At 69.2% G+C, this 25,688-nt stretch carries 22 protein-coding genes; 12 read left to right on the top strand and 10 right to left on the bottom strand.

Translation table 11 applies throughout. From position 1 onward, the window contains the following. Nucleotides 1–34: 34 nt before the first annotated feature. On the top strand, nt 35–826 hold the full coding sequence (locus BJ988_RS14125) for a type 1 glutamine amidotransferase (protein ID WP_179658573.1): 792 nt from the start codon (nt 35–37) through the stop codon (nt 824–826). Between the two features lie 62 nt (nt 827–888). Next, nucleotides 889–3,864, top strand: coding sequence for a bifunctional [glutamine synthetase] adenylyltransferase/[glutamine synthetase]-adenylyl-L-tyrosine phosphorylase (locus BJ988_RS14120; protein WP_179658572.1), 2,976 nt, complete (start codon nt 889–891; stop codon nt 3,862–3,864). A gap of 53 nt (nt 3,865–3,917) precedes the next feature. Here the strand turns inward: BJ988_RS14120 and BJ988_RS14115 are convergent, their stop codons facing one another. Then, on the bottom strand, nt 3,918–5,108 hold the full coding sequence (locus BJ988_RS14115) for an MHYT domain-containing protein (RefSeq protein ID WP_179658571.1): 1,191 nt from the start codon (nt 5,106–5,108) through the stop codon (nt 3,918–3,920). Between the two features lie 190 nt (nt 5,109–5,298). Between BJ988_RS14115 and BJ988_RS14110 the strand changes: the two genes are divergently transcribed. Together BJ988_RS14110 and BJ988_RS14105 are read left to right on the top strand one after the other, a co-directional pair. Next, complete coding sequence (locus BJ988_RS14110) at nt 5,299–5,997, top strand: spermidine synthase (RefSeq protein WP_179658570.1); 699 nt, start codon at nt 5,299–5,301, stop codon at nt 5,995–5,997. Nucleotides 5,998–6,006: 9 nt separating this feature from the next. Beyond that, nucleotides 6,007–6,489, top strand: coding sequence for a YbaK/EbsC family protein (locus tag BJ988_RS14105; protein WP_179658569.1), 483 nt, complete (start codon nt 6,007–6,009; stop codon nt 6,487–6,489). 168 nt (nt 6,490–6,657) lie between these two features. On the opposite strand, the gene BJ988_RS14100 is transcribed toward BJ988_RS14105, so the two are convergent. Continuing rightward, nucleotides 6,658–6,861 carry a cold-shock protein gene (locus BJ988_RS14100; RefSeq protein ID WP_179658568.1) on the bottom strand — a complete coding sequence of 68 codons (204 nt, stop codon included), beginning with the start codon at nt 6,859–6,861 and terminating at the stop codon, nt 6,658–6,660. 317 nt (nt 6,862–7,178) lie between these two features. Here BJ988_RS14100 and BJ988_RS14095 point away from each other — a divergent pair, with 317 nt between their 5' ends. Then, on the top strand, nt 7,179–8,876 hold the full coding sequence (locus BJ988_RS14095) for a glycoside hydrolase family 13 protein (protein WP_343051609.1): 1,698 nt from the start codon (nt 7,179–7,181) through the stop codon (nt 8,874–8,876). A gap of 5 nt (nt 8,877–8,881) precedes the next feature. Here BJ988_RS14095 and BJ988_RS14090 read toward each other — a convergent pair whose 3' ends face one another. The 3 genes from BJ988_RS14090 to BJ988_RS14080 all read right to left on the bottom strand — a co-directional run bounded on the left by BJ988_RS14090 (nt 8,882) and on the right by BJ988_RS14080 (nt 11,054). Further along, nucleotides 8,882–9,316 (bottom strand): DUF1707 SHOCT-like domain-containing protein, encoded by a 435-nt coding sequence (locus BJ988_RS14090; RefSeq protein WP_179658566.1) that lies wholly within the window; start codon nt 9,314–9,316, stop codon nt 8,882–8,884. Nucleotides 9,317–9,420: 104 nt separating this feature from the next. Then, the gene (locus tag BJ988_RS31360) at nt 9,421–10,341 is read right to left on the bottom strand and encodes an AEC family transporter (RefSeq protein WP_179658565.1); all 921 of its coding nucleotides are present in this window, start codon (nt 10,339–10,341) and stop codon (nt 9,421–9,423) included. After that, the gene (locus BJ988_RS14080; protein WP_179658564.1) at nt 10,341–11,054 is read right to left on the bottom strand and encodes a GntR family transcriptional regulator; all 714 of its coding nucleotides are present in this window, start codon (nt 11,052–11,054) and stop codon (nt 10,341–10,343) included. The genes BJ988_RS31360 and BJ988_RS14080 overlap by 1 nt, the downstream gene beginning before the upstream one ends. A gap of 141 nt (nt 11,055–11,195) precedes the next feature. Between BJ988_RS14080 and BJ988_RS14075 the strand changes: the two genes are divergently transcribed. From BJ988_RS14075 to BJ988_RS14065, 3 genes are all read left to right on the top strand, one after another. Then, a complete protein-coding gene (locus tag BJ988_RS14075) occupies nt 11,196–12,479 on the top strand; it encodes an MFS transporter (protein WP_179658563.1) in 1,284 nt (427 codons plus the stop codon). A gap of 121 nt (nt 12,480–12,600) precedes the next feature. Then, nucleotides 12,601–13,983: an acyclic terpene utilization AtuA family protein gene (locus tag BJ988_RS14070; RefSeq protein WP_179658562.1), complete on the top strand. Its 1,383-nt coding sequence runs from the start codon at nt 12,601–12,603 to the stop codon at nt 13,981–13,983. Beyond that, nucleotides 13,976–14,290 carry a DUF4387 domain-containing protein gene (locus BJ988_RS14065; protein ID WP_179658561.1) on the top strand — a complete coding sequence of 105 codons (315 nt, stop codon included), beginning with the start codon at nt 13,976–13,978 and terminating at the stop codon, nt 14,288–14,290. Before BJ988_RS14070 ends, BJ988_RS14065 begins: the two co-directional genes overlap by 8 nt. A 16-nt stretch (nt 14,291–14,306) precedes the next feature. On the opposite strand, the gene BJ988_RS14060 is transcribed toward BJ988_RS14065, so the two are convergent. Beyond that, nucleotides 14,307–15,011 carry an SGNH/GDSL hydrolase family protein gene (locus BJ988_RS14060; protein ID WP_179658560.1) on the bottom strand — a complete coding sequence of 235 codons (705 nt, stop codon included), beginning with the start codon at nt 15,009–15,011 and terminating at the stop codon, nt 14,307–14,309. Between the two features lie 268 nt (nt 15,012–15,279). Between BJ988_RS14060 and BJ988_RS14055 the strand changes: the two genes are divergently transcribed. Together BJ988_RS14055 and BJ988_RS14050 are read left to right on the top strand one after the other, a co-directional pair. Continuing rightward, nucleotides 15,280–17,172: an Asp23/Gls24 family envelope stress response protein gene (locus BJ988_RS14055; RefSeq protein ID WP_179658559.1), complete on the top strand. Its 1,893-nt coding sequence runs from the start codon at nt 15,280–15,282 to the stop codon at nt 17,170–17,172. Nucleotides 17,173–17,495: 323 nt separating this feature from the next. After that, complete coding sequence (locus BJ988_RS14050; protein WP_179658558.1) at nt 17,496–18,794, top strand: HNH endonuclease; 1,299 nt, start codon at nt 17,496–17,498, stop codon at nt 18,792–18,794. A gap of 50 nt (nt 18,795–18,844) precedes the next feature. Here BJ988_RS14050 and BJ988_RS14045 read toward each other — a convergent pair whose 3' ends face one another. Beyond that, nucleotides 18,845–19,267 carry a carboxymuconolactone decarboxylase family protein gene (locus BJ988_RS14045; RefSeq protein ID WP_179658557.1) on the bottom strand — a complete coding sequence of 141 codons (423 nt, stop codon included), beginning with the start codon at nt 19,265–19,267 and terminating at the stop codon, nt 18,845–18,847. Nucleotides 19,268–19,383: 116 nt separating this feature from the next. Between BJ988_RS14045 and BJ988_RS14040 the strand changes: the two genes are divergently transcribed. Continuing rightward, nucleotides 19,384–20,409: an LLM class flavin-dependent oxidoreductase gene (locus tag BJ988_RS14040; protein ID WP_179658556.1), complete on the top strand. Its 1,026-nt coding sequence runs from the start codon at nt 19,384–19,386 to the stop codon at nt 20,407–20,409. A gap of 25 nt (nt 20,410–20,434) precedes the next feature. Here the strand turns inward: BJ988_RS14040 and BJ988_RS14035 are convergent, their stop codons facing one another. After that, a complete protein-coding gene (locus BJ988_RS14035) occupies nt 20,435–21,895 on the bottom strand; it encodes a solute carrier family 23 protein (RefSeq protein ID WP_179658555.1) in 1,461 nt (486 codons plus the stop codon). A gap of 143 nt (nt 21,896–22,038) precedes the next feature. Between BJ988_RS14035 and BJ988_RS14030 the strand changes: the two genes are divergently transcribed. Then, complete coding sequence (locus tag BJ988_RS14030) at nt 22,039–23,217, top strand: damage-control phosphatase ARMT1 family protein (RefSeq protein ID WP_218860861.1); 1,179 nt, start codon at nt 22,039–22,041, stop codon at nt 23,215–23,217. Between the two features lie 52 nt (nt 23,218–23,269). Here BJ988_RS14030 and nemA read toward each other — a convergent pair whose 3' ends face one another. Together nemA and BJ988_RS14020 are read right to left on the bottom strand one after the other, a co-directional pair. Further along, on the bottom strand, nt 23,270–24,361 hold the full coding sequence (gene nemA / locus BJ988_RS14025) for an N-ethylmaleimide reductase (protein ID WP_179658554.1): 1,092 nt from the start codon (nt 24,359–24,361) through the stop codon (nt 23,270–23,272). Between the two features lie 23 nt (nt 24,362–24,384). Then, nucleotides 24,385–25,557 carry an ROK family transcriptional regulator gene (locus tag BJ988_RS14020; RefSeq protein WP_179658553.1) on the bottom strand — a complete coding sequence of 391 codons (1,173 nt, stop codon included), beginning with the start codon at nt 25,555–25,557 and terminating at the stop codon, nt 24,385–24,387. Nucleotides 25,558–25,688: the final 131 nt, after the last annotated feature.

Raw genomic sequence — 25,688 nt, 5'->3', positions numbered from 1 at the left:
CACTGGATCGAACGGGAGAGTGGGAGTGATGTCGTTGAGTCTTCCCAGGGTGCTTGTGGTCCAGCACGAGGAGACAGTTCCGCCGACTTTGTTCGGTCATTGGCTGGCCGAGGCGGGCATGTGCGTCGACGTCTGCAAGGCGTACGCCGAACCGATTCCGCAGCTCTCGTCGCTCGACGCCTCCTACTCGGGGCTGCTCGTCATGGGTGGCTCGATGGACGCCGACGCCGACGACGAGCACCCCTGGCTGCAGGTCACCCGCGAGCGGATCGCTCAGGCCGCCGAGGCCGGCATCCCGACGCTCGGGATCTGCCTGGGCCACCAGCTGGCCGCGATGGCTCTCGGTGGGTCGGTGGAGCGCAGCCCGTTCGGCCTCACCGTCGGCGTTCGCCAGGTGACCTGGGAGCCCGAGGTGCTCTTCGACCCGCTGATGCGGCTGCTGGCGGGCGACGACCGCGCCATGCACTGGCACCGCGACATCGTTGGCGAGCTTCCCGAGGGCGCCGTCAAGCTGGCCAGCTCGATCGACGGGCAGGTCCAGGCGGCCCGGCTAGCGCCGACCGTGTGGGGCGTGCAGTTCCACCCCGAGGTCGACGCCGCCGGGGTCGCCGTGTGGGCCGGTGAGTCCGCCGACGAGCTCGAGCAGATCGGCCGAAGCGTCGACGACGTGGTCGCGACGGCCACTTTCGCCGAGAACGAGCTCATCAAGACCTGGCAGCCGTTGGCCTACGGCTTCGCCCGCCTGGTCCGCGAGCGCGCCGCCGCAGTCGCTCCGGGCGGCACCCGTGGCGGCGTCATCCCGGCTCCTCGGCCCTGGAGTGCGTGAGACGCGCCGCTAGCTAGCACCGCGCCTGCTGCGTGAGAACGTCGAGTGACAGAATCGGGTCCATGACGTTGCCAGGCAAGGGCGAGCTGCTCCGGCTCGGCTTCAACGACCCGGATGCGGCCTTGGCGGATCTGGCCGGTCTCGGCCCCGGCGCCCAGGAGCTGTTGGCGATCCTGAGCCATGCCGCCGACCCTGACGAGGCGTTGGCCGGTCTGGTCGTGCTCGCCGAGTCCCAGGGAGACGGCTTCGTCGAGGAGCTCGCCGCTGACGAAGGGACCGCGATGCGGCTGGTCTCGGTGCTCGGCGCCTCGCCGGCGCTGGCCGACCACCTGGCTCGCCACCCCGGTCACTGGCGCGAGCTCGCGGATCCGACCCTCGGCACGACCAGGCCCGCGGCGTACGTCTTCCGGGCGTCGCTGCTCGAGACGGTCGGTGCGAAGTCGGAGGACGAGTGCCCGGTGGCCACGGTCCCGGACGCGGAGGCGGTCGACGCGCTGCGGGTCGAGTACCGCCGCTGGCTGCTCCGGCTCGCCGCCCGCGACCTGGCCCACCAGCTCCCGGTCGACGATGTCGCCGCCGAGCTCTCCGACCTGGCCTGCGCCACCCTCGATGCCGCATTGGCGGTCTCCCGGGCACGAGTGGGGGAAGAGGACGCCCGGGCTGTCCGACTGGCTGTCATCGCGATGGGCAAGTGCGGTGGCCACGAGCTCAACTACGTCTCCGACGTCGACGTGATCTTCGTCCACGAGGCGGCCGACGGAGTCGGCGAAGACGTCTCGCTGCGGGTCGCCACCCAGCTCGCCAGCAACCTGATCCACGTCTGCTCTGCCCACACCGGCGAGGGCACGATCTGGCCCGTGGACGCGGCGCTGCGCCCCGAGGGCAAGGCGGGGGTGCTCTCGCGCACGATCACCGGCCACGTCGGCTACTACGAGCGATGGGCGAGCACCTGGGAGTTCCAGGCGCTGCTCAAGGCCCGTCCGGCCGCCGGCGACCTCGAGCTGGGCCAGGCATATGTCGACGCGGTCAACCCGTTCGTCTGGAAGGCCGCCGATCGTGACGGCTTCGTCACCGACACCCAGGCGATGCGACGCCGGGTCATCGCTCACATCCCGTCCAAGGAGGCCGACCGTGAGCTCAAGCTCGGTGCCGGCGGGCTGCGGGATGTGGAGTTCGCCGTCCAGCTGCTGCAACTGGTCCACGGCCGCGCTGACACCGGGATCCGCGAGCCGACCACGCTCTCCGCGCTCGCTGCGCTGACCCGCGCCGGCTACGTCGGCCGTGAGGACGGCGAGGCCATGCACGAGGCGTACGCGTTCCTGCGACGGATGGAGCACCGGCTTCAGCTCCGCCGGCTCCGGCGCACCCACGTCGTCCCCGACGACGAGGCGTCGCTTCGCTGGCTCGCGCGCTCGCTGGGCTACCTTCGCGATCCGGTGGTGCGGTTGAAGAAGGAGTGGGGCCACCAACGGATCGAGGTACGCCGCCTCCACGAGAAGCTCTTCTACCGCCCGCTCCTCGACGCGGTCGCCCGGATCCCGTCGGGGCAGGTCCACCTGTCGACGAAGGCCGCCGAGGAGCGGCTGACCGCGCTGGGCTACGCCGATCCCAAGGCGGCGCTGCGACACCTGGAAGCACTCACGACGGGCGTGTCCCGCCGGGCTGCGCTGCAGCGCGCGCTGCTGCCGGTGATGCTGCAATGGCTCTCCGAGGGTTCCGATCCCGACGCCGGGCTCTTCGGGTTCCGCCGTATCTCCGACGCGCTCGGGGTCACGCCCTGGTATCTGCGCTCCCTGCGCGACGAGGGCTCGGTCGCGCAGCACTTCGCCACGATCCTGTCCACCTCTCGCTACACCACCGCGCTGCTCGAACGAGAGCCCGAGGCCCTGCGCCTGCTGGGACACGACCTGGCGCCGCTGTCGGCGGAGGCACTGACCGACGAGATGGTCGCCCGCGCTGCGCGTCGACGCACCACCACCTCGGCGGAGGAGGCCGTACGCCACATCCGGGCCATCCGTCGGCGCGAGCTGTTCCGGATCTCGGCCGCCGAGCTCCTGGGCGAAGCCGGGATCGACACGATCGGCGCCGCCCTGTCCAGGCTGACCGATGCCACCCTCGAGGCGTCGTTGCGCACGGTCGTGGCCGACGAGGTCGCCCGGCGCGGGATAGACGGGCCGCCGACGCGGATCGCCATCGTCGCGATGGGCCGCTACGGCGGGTTCGAGCTCTCCTACGCCTCGGACGCCGACGTGCTCTTGGTCCATCAGCCGGTCGAAGGCGTGGATCCTGGAGAGGCGACCCAGTTCGCGCTCAAGGTCATCGCCGACCTTCGCCGGCTGCTCGCTCTCCCCGGTGCCGACCCGCCTCTGGAGATCGACGCGGACCTGCGCCCCGAGGGACGGCAGGGGGCGCTGGTGCGGACCCTCCCTGCGTACGCCGCCTACTACGCCAAGTGGTCGGGCATCTGGGAGTCGCAGGCGCTGCTACGCGCGGACGCGGTCGTCGGCGATCCGAAGGTGCGCGAGGCGTTCATCGAGATGATCGACCCGCTGCGCTATCCCGAGGGCGGGCTCAGCGAGGACGACATCATCGAGGTGCGTCGCATCAAGGGCCGCGTCGACCATGAGCGGCTACCGCGCGGCGCCGACCCCAACACCCATCTCAAGCTCGGGCGTGGCGGCCTCGCCGACATCGAGTGGACCGCCCAGCTGCTGCAGATGCGGCACGCCTATGCCGTCCCGGGGCTGCGCACACCACGCACCGTCGAGGCACTGCAGGCTGCCCGCGACGCCTCGTTGATCGAGGCGGACGACGCCGAGACCCTCATCGATGCGTGGCGGATGGTGAGCCGGGTGCGCAACGCCGTCACCCTCGCTCGCGGGCGCCCGGCGGACTCCCTGCCCGCGGGGCCGGTCGAGCAGCAGGCCGTGGCGGCCATCCTCGGCTACCCGGCTGGCGCCACCGACGAGCTGGTCAACGACTACCTGCGGATGACCCGGCTCGCCCATGGCGTGGTCGAGCGCGTCTTCTGGGAGTGAGCCGGAAGACGACCTCGTCGGGGTAGGGCGTCCGCCCCTACCCCGACGCGCGTCTACAGGTTGTTGTTGCGCGGCGGCAGCCAGCCTGGAGGGCGCTGCGGCCGCGGCTGCGGCTCGTTGCCGGCCTCGCCGCCGGGCTGGCCGGTTTGGCGGCTGAACAGGTCCGGCTGTGGCTCCGAGAGGCTCTCGGAGGCCTGCTGGGCGTAGGGCCGAGGCGTCCAGCGTCCGTTCTGCGGTCGCAGCTGGGTGGGCCGCTGGGTGGGCCGCTGGGGGCGCTGGGCGAACATGTTGCCGATGCCTTCGCCGACGGGCTGACCCGCCTGCGGGCTGCCGGAGGCGGCCGGCTGGCGCGTGGGGAGCCGCTGCAGCGGCTGCCGGGGCTGCTGGAGCAGGTCGTGCGGCTGGCCGGGGACGGCCGGCTGCCCCATGGCTGGCCCCTGCGCCATCATCTGAGGTGAACCGGCCTCGGCGCGGGCCCGCTGCTCCGGGGTCCAGGGGTCTTCGAGGTCGTCGTTGATGCCCGCGAACATGGTGCCGAAGCCGATCACGATCAGCATGCCGGCGGAGATCGCGAAGATCGGCATCGCCAGATAGACCGGGTCGGCGCCGCTCACGTGCCCGAGCTTGTCGTCGGGCGAGCTGTGGATCTCGAGGGCGAGCATGCCGGTGTAGTGCATGACGCACACACCGATGCCCATGATGAGGGCAGCGCCCACGCGCATGAGCCGCGTGGTGACGTTGAAGGCGAAGAAGAGCGCGAGCGCCGAGGCAACCAGCGCGATGACGATGGAGATGACGACGATCGTCGGCTTCCAGACCATCTTGGCGCTCATGTCCATGGCGTACATGCCGGTGTAGTGCATCGCTCCCACGCCGGCCCCGGTGACCAGACCACCGACGATGTAGCCCGCGTTACCGCGGAGCGCCGTCGCGATCAGCATGCCGACCATCGCAGCGGCGATGGCGACCACCAGCGAGATCAGCGTGGTGCCGACGTCCAGGGCGTACGCCACGTGGCTGTCGAAGGCCAGCATGCCGATGAAGTGCATCGACCAGATCGCGCCGCCGCCGATGGAGGCCGCCGCACCGAAGAGCCAGAGCCAGGACCCGGTGCCACCGTCCACGCGGCGGGCGCGGCTCGCACAGGTCAGACCGACCCATGAGCCGAGAACGGAGATGATGAACGACATCCCGACCAGGGGTTGGCTGAACGCCCCGATCGTGACTTCTTCGATGGTTGTCACGCTGTCTGACTTCCTCTCGTTCCTCGCCGGCTCGGGTGTGGGGGATCGGCGGAAGTGGATCTGGAGACGTGGAAAATGCCCCGGGGGGTATCTCGTTGGGTGGTCGTAACGGGCTATCGTTCCGCTGTAGCGCAGGTCACAATAGAGGAACAAGTCCCCCATTTCCACGCCGGGGTAGGGTATCTCAGCTATGCCCAGTGATGTATATGTGCTCGAGCTCGACGACATGCAGCAGTCGGCCGTCGATCTGGGCGACCCCACCCGCCTCGTCTTCGACTACATGAGGCGTGTCGGCGATGTTATCGACCGTCTGCCGCCAGGGCCAGTGCGGGTGTTGCACGTCGGCGGAGCCGCGATGACGCTGCCGCGCTACGTCCACGCGACCCGTCCACGCTCTTCCCAGATCGTGCTCGAGCCGTCGGTCGAGATCATCGAACGCGTACGCCGCGAGGCGCCGCTACCGCCGCGCAGCGGGATCAAGGTGCGCCCCGTCGACGGCAAGAGCGGTATCGGTGGCGTCCGCGACGGCTTCGCCGACATGGTGGTCCTCGATGCCTTCGACGGTGGACACACTCCGGCCGAGCTCACCTCCGCCGCCTTCGTCGAGGACGTACGCCGCGTGCTCGCCCCCTCCGGAGTCTTCGTCGCCAACCTGGTCGACCGCGCGCCGTTCGCGCGGGTGCGGGACTTCGTCGCGGCTGCCCGAGACCTCGGTGACATGGTCATCGGCGTCGAGCCGGCGACGATGAAGGGTCGCCGCTCGGGGAACCTGATCATCGCGTGCGGCGCGGTGCCGAGCTCGCCGTTCGGATCGCCGTCCCCGATGGAGTACCGCATCTTCGCCGACCGAGCGGTCACCGACTCCTTCGGTGGTGGGACGCGCCACTAGGCTGGGAGCATGTCGATCGAGCTGGCCCGAGCCCACCTGGACCGATTCGGACGCGGTGGGGAGATCATCGAGTCGGAGGACTCCAAGGCGACCGTCGAGCTCGCCGCGGCTGCGCTCGGCGTCTCGCCTGCGGAGATCGCCAAGACCATCAGTCTCTACACCGAGGACCGCTCTGCCGCGATCCTCGTCGTCGCGGCCGGTGACGCCAAGATCGCCAACGCGAAGTTCAAGGCCCACTTCGGCACCAAGGCACGGATGCTCGCGGCCGAGGACGTGGAGCCCATGACCGGACACGCGATCGGGGGCGTCTGCCCCTTCGGCAACCCGCCGACCGCAGAGGTCTGGCTCGACGCCTCCCTGAAGCGCTTCGACATGGTCTATCCCGCCGCCGGCGGTGCCAACACGACGATCGCGCTCACCCTCGGCGACCTCGAGACGATCAGCGAGGCCCGGGGCTGGGTCGACGTCACCAGGCTTCCCGAGCCGTCATGACGCCGTTTACGAGGGCAACCCCGCCCCTGCCGGAGCAGGAACGGGGTTGTCGTTGCAGTCGCTTGGGTCTCGACCCGCTTCGCGGCTTCGCAAGCTCAGCCGCTGCGCTCGCTCGACCTTCTCGCGTTGCGCCGCAGCTCGTTCCTCGCTGCGGCGCAGGCTCGAAAGTCAGACCGGACGGACGTTTTCGGCCTGCGGGCCCTTCGGGCCCTGGGTGACGTCGAACTCGACGCGCTGGTTCTCGTCCAGGGACTTGTAGCCCTGGGTCTGGATCGCGGAGAAGTGCACGAAGACGTCGTCGCCCCCGTCGTCCTGGGCGATGAAGCCGAAGCCCTTGTCGCCGTTGAACCACTTCACGGTTCCCTGAGTCATGAATCTAATCCTTGTGTAAACAGGGCGACTCCGTGCCGCCCTTTGGGCGTTGAATCCACGAGTCCTGATTTCTGCTTCCGCGGAAGACCAAGTGCTGCGCGAACGGTCACCGAGCAACCGTGAAGCGCGTGGGGACGCCTCCTTCAACGCTCATAAGCGTACATGCCAAAGACCGACTTCGGGCAGCCCCCTCTTCTCGGCGTTTCAGGCGTCGGATCCGGCGCGGCCGGCAGGGCTCGGACCGTGCGGATTGACAATCCCGAGCATCGCATCGACAAGATCGGGGTATGGGTAGCCAACCGACGAGAGTGGGACACGTGGACCAGCCATGGTGGCGCGAGGCCGTCGCATATCAGATCTACCCGCGATCGTTCGCGGACTCCAACGGCGACGGGCTCGGCGATCTGCAGGGCATCACCGACCATCTGGGCTATCTCGCCGCGCTGGGTGTCGATGCGGTCTGGATCTGCCCGTTCTACACCTCGCCGCAGAACGACCACGGCTACGACGTCGCCGACTACTGTGACGTCGACCCGATCTTCGGCACCCTCGAGGACGCCGACAGCCTGTTCGCCAGGGCTCATGAGGTGGGGCTGAAGGTGATCGTCGACCTGGTGCCCAACCACACCTCGTCGGCTCACCCTTGGTTCGCCGAAGCGCTCGCCGCGGAGCCGGGATCCGCGGCGCGAGACCGCTACATCTTCCGCGACGGCCGAGGCGAGAACGGCGAGGAGCCGCCGACCAACTGGCGCTCGGTCTTCGGCGGCCCCGCCTGGACGCGGGTCGAGACGACCGGAGCGAGGTCGAGCGGCGAGCTTGCTCGTCCGCTCGCGCCGAGCGAGGGAGTGACCGCGCGAAGCGCGGAGGGCGGGCAGTGGTATCTCCACCTCTTCGACGACGACCAGCCCGATCTCAACTGGCACAACCCCGAGGTCGTCGCTGAGTTCACCAAGATCCTCACCTTCTGGCTCGAGCGGGGCGTGGACGGGTTCCGGGTCGACATCGCCCACGGGCTCTTCAAGGACCTTCGCGACCAGGTCGTCCCCGAGGGCCTCGCGCTCACCTCCGACGCCGCGGTGATGTACCAGCGGGGCGTCACCGATGCGCCGATGTGGGACAACCCGGGCGTCCACGAGATCTATCGCGACTGGCGCAGGCTGATCGACTCCTTCGACGGCGACCGGATGATGGTCGCCGAGGCCTGGACCCCCGGCCCGGCGGAGCTGCGACGCTACGTACGCGCCGACGAGTTCAACCAGGCGTTCAACTTCTCCTGGCTGCAGGCGCAGTGGTCTGCCGAGGCGTTCACCGAGGTCATCGGGTCGACGTTGAAGGCCCTCGGCCCGTCGCGGGCGGCGCCGACCTGGGTCCTGTCGAACCACGACGTCGTACGCCACCGCTCACGCTACGGTGACGGGCTCCAGGCGCTGCACCGGGCGCGCGCGGCGACGCTGACGATGCTGGCGCTGCCGGGGTCCGCGTACCTCTACCAGGGCGAGGAGCTCGGTCTGCCGCAGGTCTATCTGCCGCCTGAGTATCAGGAGGACCCGTGGTCGGAGACCGGCGAAGGTGGTCGTGACGGCTGCCGGGTGCCGCTGCCGTGGAGCGGCTTCGAGCCGCCCTTCGGGTTCAGCCAGGTGCCCGAGGAGGAGCTGCCGATGCAGCCGTGGCTGCCGCAGCCGGCCGAGTGGGTGGACCTGACCGTGGCGGCTCAGAACGGGGTCAAGGACTCCACGCTGGAGTTCTACCGGGCGGCGCTGTCGGCGCGACGTACGTATGCGCTCGGGGCCGACGAGGATGTCGAGATCCTGGACGCCCCCGAGGGCGTCGTCTCGTTCCGTCGCGGCGGGGTCGGTGGTTCCGAGGGCGCGAGGCGCGAGCTGGTCGTCGTCCTCAACTGCGGGATGGAGCCGACGCCGCTGCCCGAGGGCGAGATCGTGATGTACAGCGGCGATCCGGTCGTGGGCGACCTGCCGACCGACGCCGCGGTCTGGATCCTCGCTCCCGCCGAGTGACCCTCCTACCGCTGGGCTCCCGGTCGGCCGTGGACGTGCTGGCAGGCGGGTGTCATCGCGTGGTGGTGACGGTGGTGCTTCTCGTGGCTGTGCTTGTTGTGAAACAGGAGCGCCCCGCCGCCGATCGCGGCGAAGATCCACCACGGCACGCCCATCGCGATCAGCCCGAATGCCACGAGCAGGAAGCAGGCGACCAGCGGGAGGGCCCGCGGACGGTTCCGGCGTGGGCGGCGGGCGGCTTGGGGCGGCTGCGGCACGGTTCTGGGCAGGTCGGTGAAGAGCATCTCCAGGTCGGATCCCACCCGAGCTGACCAGACCGCATCCAGGCGCTCGTAGTAGTCGTCGCCGGAGAGGCGGCCGGTCGAGTAGTGCTCGGCGAGCCTCGCCGAAGCCTCCTCTCGGTCGGCCTCGCTCACCCGCAGGTTGTCGAGGTTGCTCATGTCGTCTCCCTATGTGCGGCCGATCGACTGTCGGCGTAGTGTCCCGATATATCGCGAGGGTACGCCGGAAGAAGTGCGCTCGCAAGGGACTTTCGTCGGGTGCGCTAGGTGAGCAGCAGGACGACCAGCAGGATCGCCGGCACCGTGGCCAGCGTGCTGACGAAGATGACGTCTCGGGCCAGCAGGGTGGCACGGTCATAGCGTTGCGCGACGACGAACACGTTCTGGGCGGTCGGCAGCGCGGACAGCACGGTCACGGCCAGCAGCGCCTCGGCGTCCAGCCCGAGCACGAACCGCCCGACGAGATACGCCGCGACGGGCTGCACCACTTGCTTGGTCGCGACCACGGCCGCCAGGTCGAGCGCCGGGACACCGCGTCCGGGCAGCGGGCCGAGCCGGAGCGCGACGCCGTAGGCGATCAGCATCGACGGGACGGCCATCCCGGCCACCAGCTCCAGGGGCGCCAAGACCACCTCGGGCAGGTCGACGTCGCTCACCGAGAGGGCCACGCCTATCGCGGAGGCGACGGTGATCGGATTGGTCAGTGGGCGGCGGACCACGGCCCAGAACGACAGCCTCGTGGTGCTTGCGTCGACGTCGAGCAACATCAGCGCCAGCGGCTGGAGCACCAGCATCTGAAGCAGCAGCGTCGGCGCGACCAGGACCGGGTCACCGAGGACGTACGCCGCGATCGGCAGCCCGAGGTTGCCGGCGTTGGCGTAGGAGCCGCACAGGACCGCGACGACCGTGTTGCCCAGTCCGCGGCGGCGCAGCGTCTCGACGGTGGCCACGAGCGTGGCGGCGACCAGCACGCCGCTCGCGACCGCGACCAGGTTGCCGGAGAGCACGAAACCGAGATCGCTGTCGTCCATGACCGTGATCAGCAGCGCCGGGCTGGCGACGTAGAACGCGACGGTCGACACTGTCCGTTGCCCGCGCTCGTCGAGGACCCGCAGCTGGGCGAGCAGGGCGCCCAGCGCGATGAGGACGCTGATCGTTGCGAAGCCGGTGAAGACCCCTGCCACTAGATCTCGCGCCGCAGGTCGAGGAGGCCGCGTGCGGCGTGCTCGGTGACGATGCGCTCGGCTTCGACGGCGTCCCGGTTGCGCAGGGCGACCACGAGGGCTCGGTGCTCGGTGTAGCGGTCGGCGCCGAACTCGTCGCCGGCGAGGAGGTGTGAGCGGGTGATCTCTCGTTGCTGTGACGGTGTGAGCGAGCGGGACTGCTCCAGGAGGCGTAGCAGCACCGGGTTGTGGGCAGCTGCGTTGACCTGGTCGTTGAAGCGGCCGAGGACGTCGAGGAAGCGATCGGCGTGCTTCTCCACCGGCTTGCCGTCGCGGTGTCGCGCCCGCATCAGAACCACCAGGTCGTCGGCCTCGTCGAGCAGCCGGTCGAGCTCGTCGAGCTCGGCGGGGGTCACGTGCCTCGCGGCGAACCGGGCGGCGAGGCCCCGCAGCGCGACCTCGACCTCGGCCAGGTCGTGGCTCGCGTCCTCCTCGATCCGGGCCACCAGGGTCGTACGCGGCCCCACTCGCTCCACCAGGCCGTCGAGCTCGAGTCGTCGGATCGCCTCGCGGACCGGGGTGGGGCTCACGCCCATGCGCTCGGCCATGCCTCGCTCGGTCACCTTGGATCCGGGCTCGAGCTCGCCGGAGCCGATCTGGCTGCGTAGGGCCTGATAGACGCGCTCGGCGACGGTCGTGGTCTCCGGAGTGCTCTCGGGGGAGGAGATCGACATGATCGAGATCCTAGGCCAGTTCTCCGGGTCTGCCACCTCTTGACTGTTTTGCTGTAGCAAAACTACTGTGAGCGCCGCCACAGCCCTCAGAAGCCATGCGAGTCGCGCAGAGTCCAGGCAGAGACCACGGAGGTCCGTTTCGTGAGCACCACCATCCCCATCGCACCGCCACGGCAGCTCGGGCCTCGCCGGATCACCCTTCTCGTCGCGCTTGCGGTCTTCGCGCAGGAGTCGATGTGGAACTTCTACGACAGCCAGGTGCCACCGCTGCTGCGCGAGCACCTGGCCAGCGCCGCACTGGTCGGGTTCATCATGGGCATGGACAACCTGCTCGGCATCTTCATCCAGCCTTGGATGGCCAACCGGTCGGACCGGACCCGGACACGGTGGGGCCGGCGGATGCCCTACCTCGCCGTCGGCATGCCCCTGGCGGCGGTGCTGTTCGTGATCCTGCCGCACACGGCGGACACGCTTCCGCTGCTCATCGCCGTCATCGTCGCGTTCGCGCTGGTGTCGAACTCGTTCAAGCCGATCGGCGAGGCGCTGGTGCCCGATTTCATCGCCCCCGAGCGCCGCAGCCGCGCCAACGCCGCGGTCAAGATCGCCTCCAGCCTCACCGTCATCGTCGCGGCCGTGGTCAGCATCCTGCTGGTCGACGACCACCCGCACCTCGCCTTTGCGGTGATCGCGCTGATCACCCTCGTCTCGGTGACCGTGCTGTGCCTCTCGATCCGCGACAGCTCCTCGTCCGGCTACCGGGCAGCCGTGGCCGAGGATGTCGCGGAGGAGTCGACTCCGGTCGGGCAGGCGCGCATCCGCGACACGATCTGGGAGATCGTGCGAGACACCGACCGCAGCCGGCTGCTGCTGATGGTGGCCATCTTGGTCTTCGGTAGCGCTTGGGCCGGCTCCCGTGCTCTGGTCACGCCCTACGGCATGGAGACCCTCGGGATGTCGCGCGGCGATGCGGGCGGGCTCACCCTGCCGAGCGGGGTCGCGTTCCTGCTCGCCGCCTACCCGTCGGCGCTGCTCGCCGAGCGCTTCGGCCGGCTGCGCACGATGATCGGCGGCATGACGGTCTTCGCGTCCGCCATGGTCCTCGGCACGGTGGTGCAGACTCCGACAGGCACCGTCGTGGCGCTCTGCATCGGCGCAGCCGGTGCCTCGGCCTTCCTGGTCAACGCCGTCGTCGTGCTGTGGAACCTGGCGCCGTCGGCGCGGGTCTTCGGGACGTACGCCGCGCTCTATGCGGTGGCGTGGCAGAGCGGTGCCTTCCTCGGTCCGGCCCTGATCGGCGGAGCGGTCGACATCCTGGGCTGGCCGACGATGCTGCTCGACATCGCGGTCGTCGCGGCGGTCGCGGTCGCGATCGTGGTGTGGATCGACCGCAGCCAGCGGCGCGGCGACGCCGAGAGGGTGGTGTGAGGGCGATGGCGCGGATCCTGATCACGACCGACCATGTGCGGTCCGGAGTCGCGCTCGACGCGCTCGCGGGCCTACCGGAACTTGCCGTCAACGCCCACCTGATCGAGGAGAGAAACAGCAGATGACCAGCGACAACGTTGAATCCGTCAGCATCATGGTGCCCAGCGGGATGCTGGGTGCCGGATTCCCGGAGGAGACGATCACCCGCGGGATCGCGTTGGGGGCAGACGTGATCGCCGTCGACGGTGGCTCCACCGACTCGGGCCCTCACTACCTGGGGGCCTCGAAGCCGAAGACGACGGCTGCGGCGGTCTCTCGTGACCTGCGGCTGCTGCTCCGGGCAGCGGCCGGGGCCGGGATCCCGCTCATCGTCGGCTCCTGCGGCACGAGCGGCACCGACGACGGTGTCGACTGGGTTGCCGGGATCGTCGCCGACCTGCTCGCCGAGGAGGGTCTGTCGATGAAGGTCGCGCGGATCTACAGCGAGCAGCGCGCGGCCGACCTGAAGAACCCGCTCGAGGCCGGCCGGATCCGTCCGCTGCCGCCGCTGGGCGACCTGGACGTCGCGACCCTCGAGGACTGCACCCATATCGTCGCCATGATGGGTCACGAGCCGATCGCCGAAGCGCTCTCGTCCGGGGCTCAGGTGGTCTTGGCCGGGCGGGCCACCGACACGGCCAACGCCGCAGCGTACGCGTTGCTGAAGGGGATGCCCGCCGGGCCGACCTGGCATGCGGCCAAGATCGTCGAGTGCGGCGGCCAGTGCACGACCAACCCGAGGACGGGCGGAGTCTTCGCGACCATCGATCGGACCGGATTCACGATCGAGCCGCTCGACGAGAGTGCCGCGTGCACGCCGATCTCGGTGGCCGCCCACATGCTGTACGAGACGGCGAACCCGTTTCAGATGCGGGAGCCGGACGGCACTCTGGATGTGCGTGACGCCGTCTACACGGCGCTCGACGAGCGCCGGGTGCGTGTCGAGGGGTCGTTGTTCCACCACGCGGAGCAGCACACCATCAAGCTCGAGGGCGCCCGGATCACCGGCTACGAGACGATGTCGTTCTCCGCGATCCGAGACCCGCTGATCCTCGCGGACATCGAGGGCTGGGCCTCGCTGATGCATGCCGTCCTCACCCACCGGGTCGAGCAGACCCTCGGCCTGACCGGCGAGGACTACGCCTACGACCTGCGCCTCTACGGCTACAACGCCGTCCTCGGCGACCTGGACCCATCCACCGAGCCGCCGCGCGAGGTCGGGGTGATGCTGCTCGTCCGCGCCGCCGACCAGGCCTTGGCCACCGCGGTCGCCAAGGTCGCCAACCCGTTGATGCTGCACCTGCCGGCCCAGGACATGGACTACCTGCCCAGCCTGGCGTTCCCAGGCTCGCCCGCGGAGGTCGAGCGAGGGGCCGCGTACGAGTTCGTCCTCAACCACGCCGTCGACAGCCTGACACCGACCGCGATGTTCCGCACCGAGATGGGAGAGAAGCACCATGGCTGAGACCACCCTGGGGGACCTCGCGATCGAGGTCCGCTCCAAGAACGCCGGGCCGTTCTGGATCACGATGGAGCTGTTCATGCGCGACGCCGACGGCTACCGGATCGCCGCCGACGAGACGTTCCTGGACGAGACCGTCGTCGCCGATCTCTACCGGGTCGACGCCGGGTCGGTCCAGATCTTCCGGATCCCGTCGCTCAACGTCGTGAAGATCTCCTACCCGCGCCCCTTCTCGCAGGGTTCGCTGCGCGACCGCGACGTCCATGCGGGCCAGCACCATGTGCCGCTCGCACAGCTCGTGGTGCCGTGACATCGGTGTCGGTCGGTCACAGGTCGAGGTGGTCGCAGATCGCCTGGGCCCAGCGCTCATAGCCCGCCGGCGAGGCGTGAAAGCCGTCGGCGGCGAAGAAGGACGGCTCCGCGGGACCGAGGTCGGCGGAGCTCACCCACTGCACCGACGTACGTCCGGCGCAGACCAGACGCGCTGCCACGTCGAGCACCTTCCCGCGCTCGGCGAGGTAGCGCCGCAGCGTGCGGGGGAGTGACGGGAACGCGTCGAACTCAGGGATCCCTGGGAGCACGGTGTGCGCGGCGTGCTCCTGGAGGGTCTCGACGATCGCGGTCAGATCGCGTGTCCAGGCCTCGACCGAGCGGCGCGCCAGGATGTCGTTGACGCCGACCAGGAGCACGGCGAGGTCCCACTCGCCGGTGACCTTCGTCAGGATTCCGTGCCGGATCCGCTCGCTGGTCGCGCCGTACTTCCCGAACGCCCGCCACTCGACCGGACCCTCGGTCCGCTGCGCGATCGCGCGCGCCATCGAACCAGCGAAGGCGAGGTCGTGCGTGGGCGCGCCACGCCCCGACGCGGACGAATCGCCGATCACCAGCAGCCGCAGCGGGCTGGATCCGTCCTCGGCCGCCGGCCACGGCACGAAACCCTTCGTCGGACCCTCCGGGCGAGGCTCTTTTCCGATGATCCGGTTGACGTACGCGGCCTGTGCGGCGACCAGTGGGAGAAGCAGTGGATTCATCGTCTCTCCCCGGGCTTTCTGTCGTGACGTACGTGCTCCTCCGTCGTTCTACAGCGCGTGCTCCGGTGGGTCTCCGACGTTGGCTGAACGGTGGGCGAATGTCCCCGGAAGGTTTGACACAGGCACTCCTCATCCCGGACTCCGTTGGGGTACAAGACAAGGGAATCAAAGACACGTGACCCGACTCACTGCGTGCCAGCCCTAGCATCACGCCCAGTTGTGAGCGCTCGACCAACAACCCTCCCCTCACTCGAAGGAATGCGAAGCCATGTCCGACTTCATCAGCGGCATCTTCAACCGTCACAAGAACGAGCAGCCGAAGGCCGGGGAGGGCGAGTCGACCGACGTCTCCGCCCCCGGCTACGGCGAGAGCCTGGCTGCCCCCGAGGCCAGCGTGTACGTCACCGAGCCCCCGGCTTCGCCGGTCGCCGAACCGGTCGTCGAGCCGGTTGCTGAGGCCACCGCCGAGCCCGTCATCGAGCCCATCTCCGAGGCCCCCGCGGTCGACCCGCTCTCCGACCCCCAGCACGTCGTCACCGACACCGAGGAGGCCCCGGCTGCCGAGGTGGCCGAGCTCGCCGTCGAGACGGTCGAGATCAGTGGCGAGGTGGACAGCGACGTCGTCGGTGAGGTCGCCGTGACCGAGCCCGTCGAGGCTGTAGACGAGGCGCCGCTCGAGGGCGTCGACGCCGAAGCCGCCGTCGCCAAGACCACCGAGGAGGTCGAGGAGCCCGTTGTCGAGGAGCCCACTGCCGAGGAGCCCGCTGTCGAGGAGACGGCGGTCGACGAGGCGCCGGAGACCGAGGCCGTTGTCGACGCGATCGACGCCGAGGTGACGGACGCCGAGGTGACGGACGCCGAGGTGACGGACGCCGAGGTGACGGACGCCGAGGTGACGGACGCCGCGGACGAGGTCGTTGCCGAGGACGTTGCCGTCGAAGGTGCGACCGAGGACGTCGCTGAGATCACCGAGCCTGACGGGGTCGAGGTCGACGCCGAGGACACCTTCGTGCCCGCCGACGCGATCGAGTCCGACGAGGTCGTGGAGACCGTCGTCGAGCCGGAGGGTGCGGCGCTCGACGAGGAGGTCGCTGCCGAGGAGCCGACCGAGGTTGAGGATGCCGCGGTGACCGCGGACGAGGGTGAGTCGTCCGAGGTCGAGGTCATCGATTCCTTCGCGTCGGCCGACGCGACCGGAACGGTCGAGGCCGACGCCGAGGTGACCGAGGAGACCGTCGGTGAGGCGGAGGACGAGCTGGCCGACGTCGAGCCCGAGGAGACGGTCGAGTCGGCCGACCTGGCCGAGTCGGAGGAGCTCGACGCCGAGCCGGCCGACGAGGTTGTCGACGAGGCTGCTGACGTGGCCGAGTCGGTCGAGGGCGACGCGGAGATCGTCGACGTCGTCGAGGACGAGGCGCCGGCCGAGGAGGCTGCTGTCGTCGAGGAGACGCTGATGGAGACCGAGGACGTCGTCCTGGCTCCCGAGGCCGATGAGGCGACCGAAGTGGAGGCCGAGGACGCCGACATGACCGTTGAGGCTGTTGACGAGCCTGCCGAGGAGGTCGAGGAGGCCGAGACGGCTGGCGAACCGACCGACGTGGTCGAGGAGGCGCCCATGGAGACCGAGACCGAGGTCGAGGTCGACGACACCGAGGTGATCGTCGACGAGGCGCCGACCGAGGACGCCACCGAGGCGCCGACCGAGGACGCCACCGAGGCGCCCGCCGATGAGGTCGCCGACGCCGTCGACACCGTGACCGAGGAGATCGTGTCCGAGACCCCCGCGCCCGGCTTCGCGCCGGAGCCGGTCGTCGAGCCGGAGCCGACCGCCGACTCGACTCTGACCGGTGTCCTGCGCGCCGCCCGTGCCGCCCGCGAGGAGCGCGGCAAGTCGACCGTGAGCGAGGGTCTCGTCGAGCGCCTGGTCCACCACATCGTGGCCAAGGTCGAGGGCGTACACGCCATCGACGACGAGGGCACCGTGGTCGACATCGCCGACGATGTCGCCAACATCACCGTGTCCTACGTGATCACCTACGGCACCCAGGTCAAGGCCAACGCTGTCACCATCCGCACCAAGGTGATCGAGGCGGTCGAGGACTACTTCGACATCGACGTGGTGGCTGTGGATGTCAACGTGAGCGACTTCCACATCGACTGACTTCGGGGGTCGAGCTTGTCGAGACCTCCCTTGAGGAAACCTCGCTAAGCGACCGTTTCTTCGTTGCGGGGTTCGCCGCCGACCCTTTCTTCGAGTGTTTCTCGATCAGTCGCCGCGTCAAGGACGGGCCTTCGGCCCGCCGGCTTCGCCGGCCGCTTCGCGGTCCTTGACTCGGCACCTGATCGAGAAAGATTTCGCCATTATCGGGGCGGCGGCGAGAGTGTGGCGCGGGGTCCAGGGTACTTGTTCACGGACTGCGCAAATCGGGTCTGACCAGCAAAAACAGGTAGCGCTACGGTACTGTTCCGCATATAATGAGGCGTATGAACGAGACCGTCGACCAGCTCCTCACCGGGCCGCCCCTGGGTGCGTCCGAGGGCGAGCTCGTCGACTGGATCGCTCGGCTCGAAGAGATCAAGTGCGTCGCTGAGGCCGTGCAAGCAGAAGCAGCCGTACGCCTCGAGGAAGCCACCCGGGCACGCCAGGCCGAGGCCGGGGTCCCTTCCCGCAAGCTGAGCGAAGGCGTCGCCTCCCAGATCGCGCTCGCCCGGCGGGTCTCACCGGCCAAGGGCGCCAAACTGCTCGGGCTGGCGAAGATCTTGGTCGCCGAGATGCCCCACACCTTCGCGTTGATGAAAGCGGGCCTGTTCTCGCAGTGGCAAGCCACCATCCTCGCCCGCGAGACCGCCTGCCTCTCACTAGACGACCGCCGAGTCATCGACTACCAGCTCTGCGCCCTCGACCCCGACGGCGAACCGCCTGCGGCGGTGACCATGGGGCTGCGACAGCTCGAGAACGCGGCCAAGACACTCGCGATCACCCTCGACCAGGAATCCGTCGTCAAGCGAGCCGCGAACGCGGAGAAGGACCGCCGGGTCAGCGTCCGGCCGGCACCGGACACGATGACCTGGCTCGGTGTCCTGTTACCGATCAAGGACGGCGTCGCCGTCTACGCTGCACTCGACCAGGCAGCCAAGGCTGCCCAGGCTGCTGGGGATGAACGAACGAGGGGTCAGGTCATGGCCGACACCCTCGTCGACCGCGTCACCGGCCGCACCACCACCGACGGCGCCAAGCCTCGGATCGAGGTCAAGATCGTGATGACCGCCGACGCCCTCACCAACGACAGTGACGAGCCGGCCGTGGTCGAAGGCTATGGCCCCGTCCCTGCAGCATGGGCCCGTGAAGCACTCAACGACGCCGAGGTCTTCGTCCGCCGCCTGTTCACCGACCCGGCCGGACAGCTAGTGGCGATGGAGTCTCGCTCCCGCAAAGCCCCCGACGGCCTGGCCGAGTTCATCACCACCCGCGACGGCGGGATCTGCCGCACCAACGGCTGCGACGCACCCATCCGCAACATCGACCACGCCCAGCGCCACGCAGACGGAGGCGAAACCAAGGCCGCGAATCTTCAAGGCTTGTGCGAAAGATGCAATCAAGCCAAGGAAGCCCTCGGCTGGCAAGCCAGACCTGCACCCGACGGCAGCATCATCACCATCACACCCACCGGCCACACCTATGTGAGTCCACCACCCGACACCTGGCAACCAGACGCGCCGCCACTGTCCCGGGCCGAGTTCGTGCTGCGCGACGTACTCCTCGACCACAGGCTCGCGGCCTGAACCACGTCGGCGTGAGCGGAGAAGAGAGCGGAGAAGAGAGCGCTCCGAGATCAGCTGAGGGGGAGCAGACCGCGTTCGGCGAAAACCTTCTTGGCTGTGAAGGTGGCGTTCAGGGCGCGGGGGAAGCCGCAGTAGACCGCGGAGTGGAGGAAGGCCTCGATGATCTGTTCGGGCGTCAGTCCTACGTTGAGGGCTGCGTTGATGTGCACCTCGAGCTGGGGTTCGCAGCCACCCAGGGCGGTGAGCATGCCGAGAGTGACGAGCTGACGGTCCCGCGGCTCCAGGCCGGGGCGGGCATAGATCTCGCCGAACCCCCAGGCGACGATCTGGTGCCCCAGCTCCGGGGCGATGTCGGCGAGGGCGTCGATGACTCGGGCACCGGCCTCACCGTCGATCGCGTCGAGGATCTCACGACCGTGGTCTTGGCGAACTGCGCGGGAGGTGGGGTCCTGGGAAGGGTTCTCGAAGGTCATGCTGCGCACGCTAGGAGTTGGAGCGCACTCGAAGTCAACGGATCGGCGCGGCCGCTAGGAGGCGATCCCGACACAGCCCTGGGAATGCGCCACGACTGGTTGAGGTTTCAACCGACATGACTGAGATCGAGTTCGGACTGGACACCTTCGGTGGGGTCACCCACGACGCCGAGGGCAAGCCGCAGCACCATGCGCAGGTGATCCGCAACATCGTCGACGAGGGTGTGCTCGCCGATCGGGTCGGGCTCGACTTCTTCGGCGTGGGGGAGCACCACCGCCGCGACTTCGCGGTCTCCAGCCCGGAGATGGTGCTCGCCGCGGTGGCGGCCCGGACCGAGCGGCTGCGGCTCGGCTCCGCCGTGACCGTGCTGAGCTCCGATGACCCGGTGCGGGTCTACGAGCGGTTCGCCACCCTCGACGCGGTCTCCAACGGTCGCGCGGAGATCGTGGCCGGGCGCGGGTCGTTCACCGAGTCGTTCCCGTTGTTCGGCTTCGACCTCGCCGACTACGAGGAGCTCTTCGAGGAGCGGCTCGAGCTGCTCACCGCCCTCATGAAGGAGGAGAAGGTCACCTGGGAGGGTCGCACCCGCGCGGCGCTCACCGACCAGGAGGTCTTCCCCCGCACCGAGAACGGTCTGACCGCGTGGGTCGGGGTCGGCGGGAGCCCGGAGTCGGTCGTGCGCACCGCCCGTCACGGCCTCGGCCTCTTCCTGGCCATCATCGGCGGGCCCGCCGACCGGTTCGCGCCCTACATCGACCTCTTCGAGCGCGCCCAGGACGAGTTCGGCGTCCCGCGCCGACGCGTCGCCGTCCACTCACCCGGGTTCGTCGCGGAGACCGACGAGCAGGCCCGTGAGACGGTCTACGAAGGCTGGCTGGCCATGCGTACCCAGATCGGTCGCGAGCGTGGCTGGCCGCCGCCGGCGGCCGGCGACTTCGAGCGCGAGATCGAGGGCGGGTCGCTCTATGTCGGTTCGCCCGAGACGGTCGCCCGGAAGCTGGCCGGCACCATCAAGGTGCTCGGCGTCGACCGGTTCGACCTGAAGTACGACCAGGGCCGTGTGCGCCACGAGGACCTGATGGGCTCGATCGAGCTCTACGGCACCCGGGTCGTACCGCTCGTCAAGGACATGCTGGGCTGAACGGTCCAGCATCTGCCCGCAACCGTCAGCCCAGCCAGCTCGAGATCGGGTGGATCGCGAAGTAGACGGCGAACAGCACCGCCACCAGCCACATCAGCGGGTGCAGCTTCTTCGCCTCGCCGCGGACGATCTTGATGAGCACGTAGGCGAGGAAGCCGGCACCGATGCCGACCGAGATCGAGTAGGTGAACGGCATCAGCACGATCGTCAGGAACGCCGGGATGGCGATGCCCGGATCGCTCCAGTTGATGTCCTTGACCTGCTGCATCATCAAGAAGCCGACCAGCACCAGGGCGGGCACCGCCGCCTCCGACGGGATGACGGTGACGAGGGGAGCCAGGAAGGTGGTGAGCAGGAAGAGCACACCGGTGACGACCGCGGCCAGGCCGGTGCGGGCGCCCTCACCGACGCCAGAGGCGGACTCGACATAGGAGGTGTTGGAGGAGACACCGCCGGCACCGCCGGCCGCGGCGGCCAGCGAGTCGACGACCAGGATCGAGCGCGTACGCGGCGGGGTGCCGTCCTTCTGCAGCAGCCCGGCCTCGGAGCCGATCGCGGTCATCGTGCCCATCGTGTCGAAGAAGTCGGCGAGCATGAGCGTGAAGATCAGCAGCACCGCGGTCACGATGCCGACGTTCTCGAAGGAGCCGAGCAGATTGAACTCGCCCAGCGTGGCGAAGGAGGGCCAGTCGACGATCTTGTCCGGCAGCGCCGGGACGTTGAGCGACCATCCCGTCGGGTTCTCGGCGCTGCTCGCGCCGAGCTTGGCGATCGCCTCGACGATGATGGCCAGGACCGTGGTCACGGCGATCGAGATCAGGATCGCGCCACGCACCTTGCGCACCCACAGGGTGATGACCAGGGCGAGACCGATGACGAAGACCAGCACCGGCCAGCCCGCGAGCTGCCCGGCCGGGCCCAGCTGCACCGGGACCGTGGTGTTCGCGGCGTCGGGGATGCGGCGTACGAACCCAGCGTCCACGAAGCCGATCACCGCGATGAACAGGCCGATCCCGACCGAGATCGCGGTCTTGAGTTCGCGCGGCACGGCGTGGAAGACGGCCTCCCGGAAGCCGGTCAGGACCAGCACGAGGATCACCAGCCCCTCGATCACCACCAGCCCCATGGCATCGGCCCAGGTCATCTGCCCCGCGATCGAGAACGCGACGAACGCGTTGAGCCCGAGTCCGGTGGCCAGCGCCATCGGGTAGTTGGCGACAAGACCCATCAGGATGGTCATCACGCCCGCCACCAGCGCCGTCCCGGCCGCGATCGCGGCGATGTTGTCGCCGCCGTTGCCGCCGAGCAGGTCACCGTTGACGTCTTCCGCGAAGCCCAGGATCAACGGGTTCAGCGCCACGATGTAGGCCATCGTGACGAACGTGACCACGCCGCCCCGGACCTCGCGGCCGACCGTGGATCCGCGGGCACTGATCTGGAAGAACCGATCAACGACATTGGTACGTGACGGGGTCGAGATGCTCACGGCCGAATCATCGCAGATGTGAGCCGCTGGGCCTTCACCTCCCGGCCACTGCCAGCTCCACGTCGTTCGAGGCCGAGGTTCCTTCTGCGGTCGGACGTGAGCAGCCGGTGCGCTACCTTCGACCGAGACGGAAGGACCCGACGATGCGAACCGGCCAGAGCATGACCGCCGAGGAGATCGACTCCAAGGAGCCCGACTCCTTCGGCAACGGTGTGCTGACTCGACGTCACCCCGAGTTGATCGCGAAGGTGCGATCGAGCCTCCCGTACCCGCCGGCGGTCCAGCGCAATCTCGACCAGCTCGGTGGGGCGATCCGGGACGTTGTGCCGCCCTTCACCGAGCCGTCCGCGGACCGAAGCGCATGGGAGGCCTGGGTGGCCCCGTACGTCGGTCGCCCTTGGCTCGAGGTCCCGTTCCTGTGGGCGGAGTCGTACTTCTACCGGCTTCTGTTGCAGGCCACCGGCTACTTCGGCGACGGTCCGTGGGCTGGTGTCGACCCGTTCAAGTCGCAGAAGGATGCTGAACTCATCTCGGGCGAGCTGGACCGGGACCTGGACCAGGTCGCGGGCATCGTCACAGCCCCAGAAGAGGAGGGGCTGCACAGTGCTCTGCTCGCGTCGTTGTGGGGCAATCGATCCGACCTCGGGTTCCGGCTCTCCAAGCCGCAATCGGCCGACGCCGCGCAGGTCGACGATCTCATCGTCGACGACGCCGACGAGGTCTGGTCCCATCTGAGTGGGCACGACGCGGGCAGGGTGGATCTGATCGCAGACAACGCCGGCCGTGAGCTCGTCGCCGATCTGCTGCTCATCGACCGGCTCTTGAGCACACGTCGGGCGGCGCGAGTGGTCCTGCACCTGAAGCCGCAGCCCTACTTCGTCTCTGACGCCACCGTCCATGATCTGCTCACGATCCTCGGCCACCTCGGCGGGCACACCGGCGCGGTGGCCGCCATGGCAGCACGACTTGCGGCTGCGATCACCGACGGGCGGATCGCGGTCCAAGCCCACGCGTTCTGGTGTAGCCCGCTGACCTTCCACGACATCCCCGCCGGCCTCGCCGGTGCGCTCGAGGAGTCCGAGCTCGTGATCATCAAGGGCGACCTCAACTATCGTCGACTTGTCGGCGACCGACGCTGGCCGCCCACCTCGAGCTTCTCCGACCTCGTCGAGCACTTCCCAGCGCCGCTGGTGGCGCTACGGACACTGAAGTCCGACCTGGCCGTTGGTATCCCTGAAGATCGCCTCGCACGCCTGGAAGCGCACGAACCTGGCTGGCGCACCGACGGGACCCACGCGGTGATCCAGACACGTCTCCAGTAACCGCCGAATGACCGGCCGCGAGATGCGGGGTTCGGGTGAGCCCGGAATGAACTCAGGCGCTCCACTCCGGGTAGTCGGTGTAACCGGCCTCGCCGCCGCCGTAGAAGGTCGCCGGGTTCTGCTCGTTGAGGGGCAGCTGCTCCTGCAGGCGCCGGGGCAGGTCCGGGTTGGCGATGAAGGTGCGCCCGAAGGCGGCCGCGTCGATCAGGTCGGCCCCGAGGAGCCTTTCGGCCTTCTCCGAGGTGTAGGCGCCCGCGGCCACGATCGGACCGGGGTGTGCGGTGCGCAGCTGCTTGCGGTAGTCGTCGCTCAGCTCCGGGCCGCCGGCCCAGTCGGGCTCGGACAGGTGCAGGAACGCGATGCCGCGCTTGCCGATCTCGGTGGCGAGGTAGAGGCCCATCTCGGCGCCTTCGGGGTCCTCGACACCGTTGAACGAGCCGATCGGGGAGATCCGGATGGCGACGTGCTCGGGGTCCCACTCCGCTACGACCGCGTCCAGCACCTCGAGGGTGAGGCGGGCACGGTTCTCCAGGGAGCCGCCGTAGGGGTCGGTGCGCTCGTTGCTGCTCGCGCTGGAGAACTGGTGCAGCAGGTAGCCGTGGGCGGCGTGGACCTCGACCATGTCGAAGCCAGCCTCGCGGGCGTTGCGGGTGGCGCGACGGTAGTCGTCGACCACGCCCGCGATCTCCTCGGTCTCCAGGGCGCGCGGAGTGGGGCAGCTGACCCGGGTCGGGGTGCCGTCCTCGCCGCGTACGGTCGTGCGGTTGCGATAGGGGAGCGCGGAGGCGCTCACCGGGAGGCCGCCGTCGTGGAAGGACTCGTGGGAGACCCGGCCGGTGTGCCACAGCTGCGCCGCGATCCGTCCGCCGGCCTCGTGCACGACGTCGGTGACCTGTCGCCACCCCTCGACCTGCTCGGTCGAGTAGATGCCCGGGGTGTCCATGTAGCCCTTGCCCTGCGGCGAGATCTGGGTGCCCTCGGAGACGATCAGGCCCGCCGAGGCGCGCTGCCGGTAGTAGTCGGCCATCAGCGTGTTGGGTACGTCACCGGGCTGGCTGGCGCGCATCCGGGTCAGCGGTGCCATCAGGACTCGGTTGGGGAGGGTCGTCGAACCCAGGCTCAACGGTGAGAAGAGTGAAGTCATGTGTCGCTCAACTGAGCGGTTGCTCATATTGTTCCCGCCCGTGCCGGAGCGGCCGAGTTCGCCATGACGAGCGCGCCCATGACGCCCGCGTTCTCGCCGAGCTCGCTCGGCACCACGTCGAGCGCCGCGGCGGTGTCGGGTTGGGTGAAACGGTCGATGGAGTCCTTGATCCCGAGGACGAAGGACTCCGAGTCCCGCATCGTGTCGCCCACGACGATCAGCGCCGGGTTGAGGTGGTTGCAGAGATCGGCCAGCACGCGGCCGACGGCACGGCCGGCGTCGTCGAGGATCCGGTTGACCCGGATGTCGCCCTCCTGGGCGAGCTCGAGGAGCCGCTCGACGCTCAGCGTCTCGGCGTAGGCGGGCTGCAGCAGCTCGACGAGCCTGGACCCGCCGAACGCCTTCTCCAGGCAGCCGCGGTTGCCGCACCGGCAGATCGGGCCGTTCTCATCGAAACGTACGTGGCCGATCTCGCCCGCGATCCCGGTGACGCCCCGGAAGAGCTCGCCCGCCAGGATCAGCCCGGCTCCGATGCCGCTGGAGGCCTTGACGTAGATGACGTCGTCGACGTCGCGCGCGGCGCCGTGCGCGACCTCGGCGAGCGCGCCGAGATTGGCGTCGTTCTCGACGTGCACAGGCATGCCGAGGCGGCGGGCCAGCTCGTCACCCGGAGTCAGGTCGATCCAGTTGGCCAGGATGGGGGAGACGACGATCCCGCTGTGCGGGTCGACCGGGCCTGGGATCCCCATGCCGACGCCGAGGACCCGGTCCGTCCTGGGGTCGATGCCGGCCGTCGCCAGGCACTCGCGCACGAGCGCCGCGGCCCGGTCGATGGTCTCGATGGGGGAGTTGTCGGCGTCGAGCCGGATCTCGTGCTCGGCCAGGGGCTTCGCTGCCAGGTCGGCGACCGCGACCCGGACGTGCCGGTGGCCGATGTCGACGCCGACGAGCGTGCCGGGAGCGCCGTTGACGGTGAGGAGCGACGGCGGCCGCCCGCCCCCGCGGGGCAGGGCGGCGCCGGTGGTCTCGACGATCTGCTCGGAGGCGAGCAGCTCTTGGACGATGCTCGACACCGTGCTGCGAGACAGTCCGGTGCGCTGGGCGAGCTCGGCGCGGCTGACCGGCGCCGACCGTCCCAGGAGATCTAGAACCTGGGAGCGATTGGCGACACGCAGCCGCGACTCCGGAGTGGTCATGCCGAGACTGTAGGTGATTATGTCGAATTGCGACAGATATCAGGTTGGAAACGTCCTGCGTTATGCGTTGACTAGGCAGAAAGGAGAGGCGTACGTTGTCCCGGCACGCGGCCGGGAGTAACCCAGATCAC

Origin of the sequence: Nocardioides panzhihuensis, assembly GCF_013408335.1 — a bacterium.
Classification (GTDB): domain Bacteria; phylum Actinomycetota; class Actinomycetes; order Propionibacteriales; family Nocardioidaceae; genus Nocardioides; species Nocardioides panzhihuensis.
The sequence above is the reverse complement of the archived record's forward strand: the minus strand, read 5'-3'. Positions and strand labels throughout refer to the sequence as shown.

Excerpts from the sequence above, each read along its gene's own strand:
- BJ988_RS14120 (WP_179658572.1), top strand. The coding sequence starts at position 889 with ATGACGTTGCCAGGCAAGGGCGAGCTGCTCCGGCTCGGCTTCAACGAC.
- BJ988_RS14110 (WP_179658570.1), top strand. The coding sequence starts at position 5,299 with ATGCCCAGTGATGTATATGTGCTCGAGCTCGACGACATGCAGCAGTCG.
- BJ988_RS14105 (WP_179658569.1), top strand. The coding sequence starts at position 6,007 with ATGTCGATCGAGCTGGCCCGAGCCCACCTGGACCGATTCGGACGCGGT.
- BJ988_RS14100 (WP_179658568.1), bottom strand. The coding sequence starts at position 6,861 with ATGACTCAGGGAACCGTGAAGTGGTTCAACGGCGACAAGGGCTTCGGC.
- BJ988_RS14090 (WP_179658566.1), bottom strand. The coding sequence starts at position 9,316 with ATGAGCAACCTCGACAACCTGCGGGTGAGCGAGGCCGACCGAGAGGAG.
- BJ988_RS14080 (WP_179658564.1), bottom strand. The coding sequence starts at position 11,054 with ATGTCGATCTCCTCCCCCGAGAGCACTCCGGAGACCACGACCGTCGCC.
- BJ988_RS14070 (WP_179658562.1), top strand. The coding sequence starts at position 12,601 with ATGACCAGCGACAACGTTGAATCCGTCAGCATCATGGTGCCCAGCGGG.
- BJ988_RS14065 (WP_179658561.1), top strand. The coding sequence starts at position 13,976 with ATGGCTGAGACCACCCTGGGGGACCTCGCGATCGAGGTCCGCTCCAAG.
- BJ988_RS14060 (WP_179658560.1), bottom strand. The coding sequence starts at position 15,011 with ATGAATCCACTGCTTCTCCCACTGGTCGCCGCACAGGCCGCGTACGTC.
- BJ988_RS14055 (WP_179658559.1), top strand. The coding sequence starts at position 15,280 with ATGTCCGACTTCATCAGCGGCATCTTCAACCGTCACAAGAACGAGCAG.
- BJ988_RS14050 (WP_179658558.1), top strand. The coding sequence starts at position 17,496 with ATGAACGAGACCGTCGACCAGCTCCTCACCGGGCCGCCCCTGGGTGCG.
- BJ988_RS14045 (WP_179658557.1), bottom strand. The coding sequence starts at position 19,267 with ATGACCTTCGAGAACCCTTCCCAGGACCCCACCTCCCGCGCAGTTCGC.
- BJ988_RS14040 (WP_179658556.1), top strand. The coding sequence starts at position 19,384 with ATGACTGAGATCGAGTTCGGACTGGACACCTTCGGTGGGGTCACCCAC.
- BJ988_RS14030 (WP_218860861.1), top strand. The coding sequence starts at position 22,039 with ATGCGAACCGGCCAGAGCATGACCGCCGAGGAGATCGACTCCAAGGAG.
- nemA (WP_179658554.1), bottom strand. The coding sequence starts at position 24,361 with ATGACTTCACTCTTCTCACCGTTGAGCCTGGGTTCGACGACCCTCCCC.
- BJ988_RS14020 (WP_179658553.1), bottom strand. The coding sequence starts at position 25,557 with ATGACCACTCCGGAGTCGCGGCTGCGTGTCGCCAATCGCTCCCAGGTT.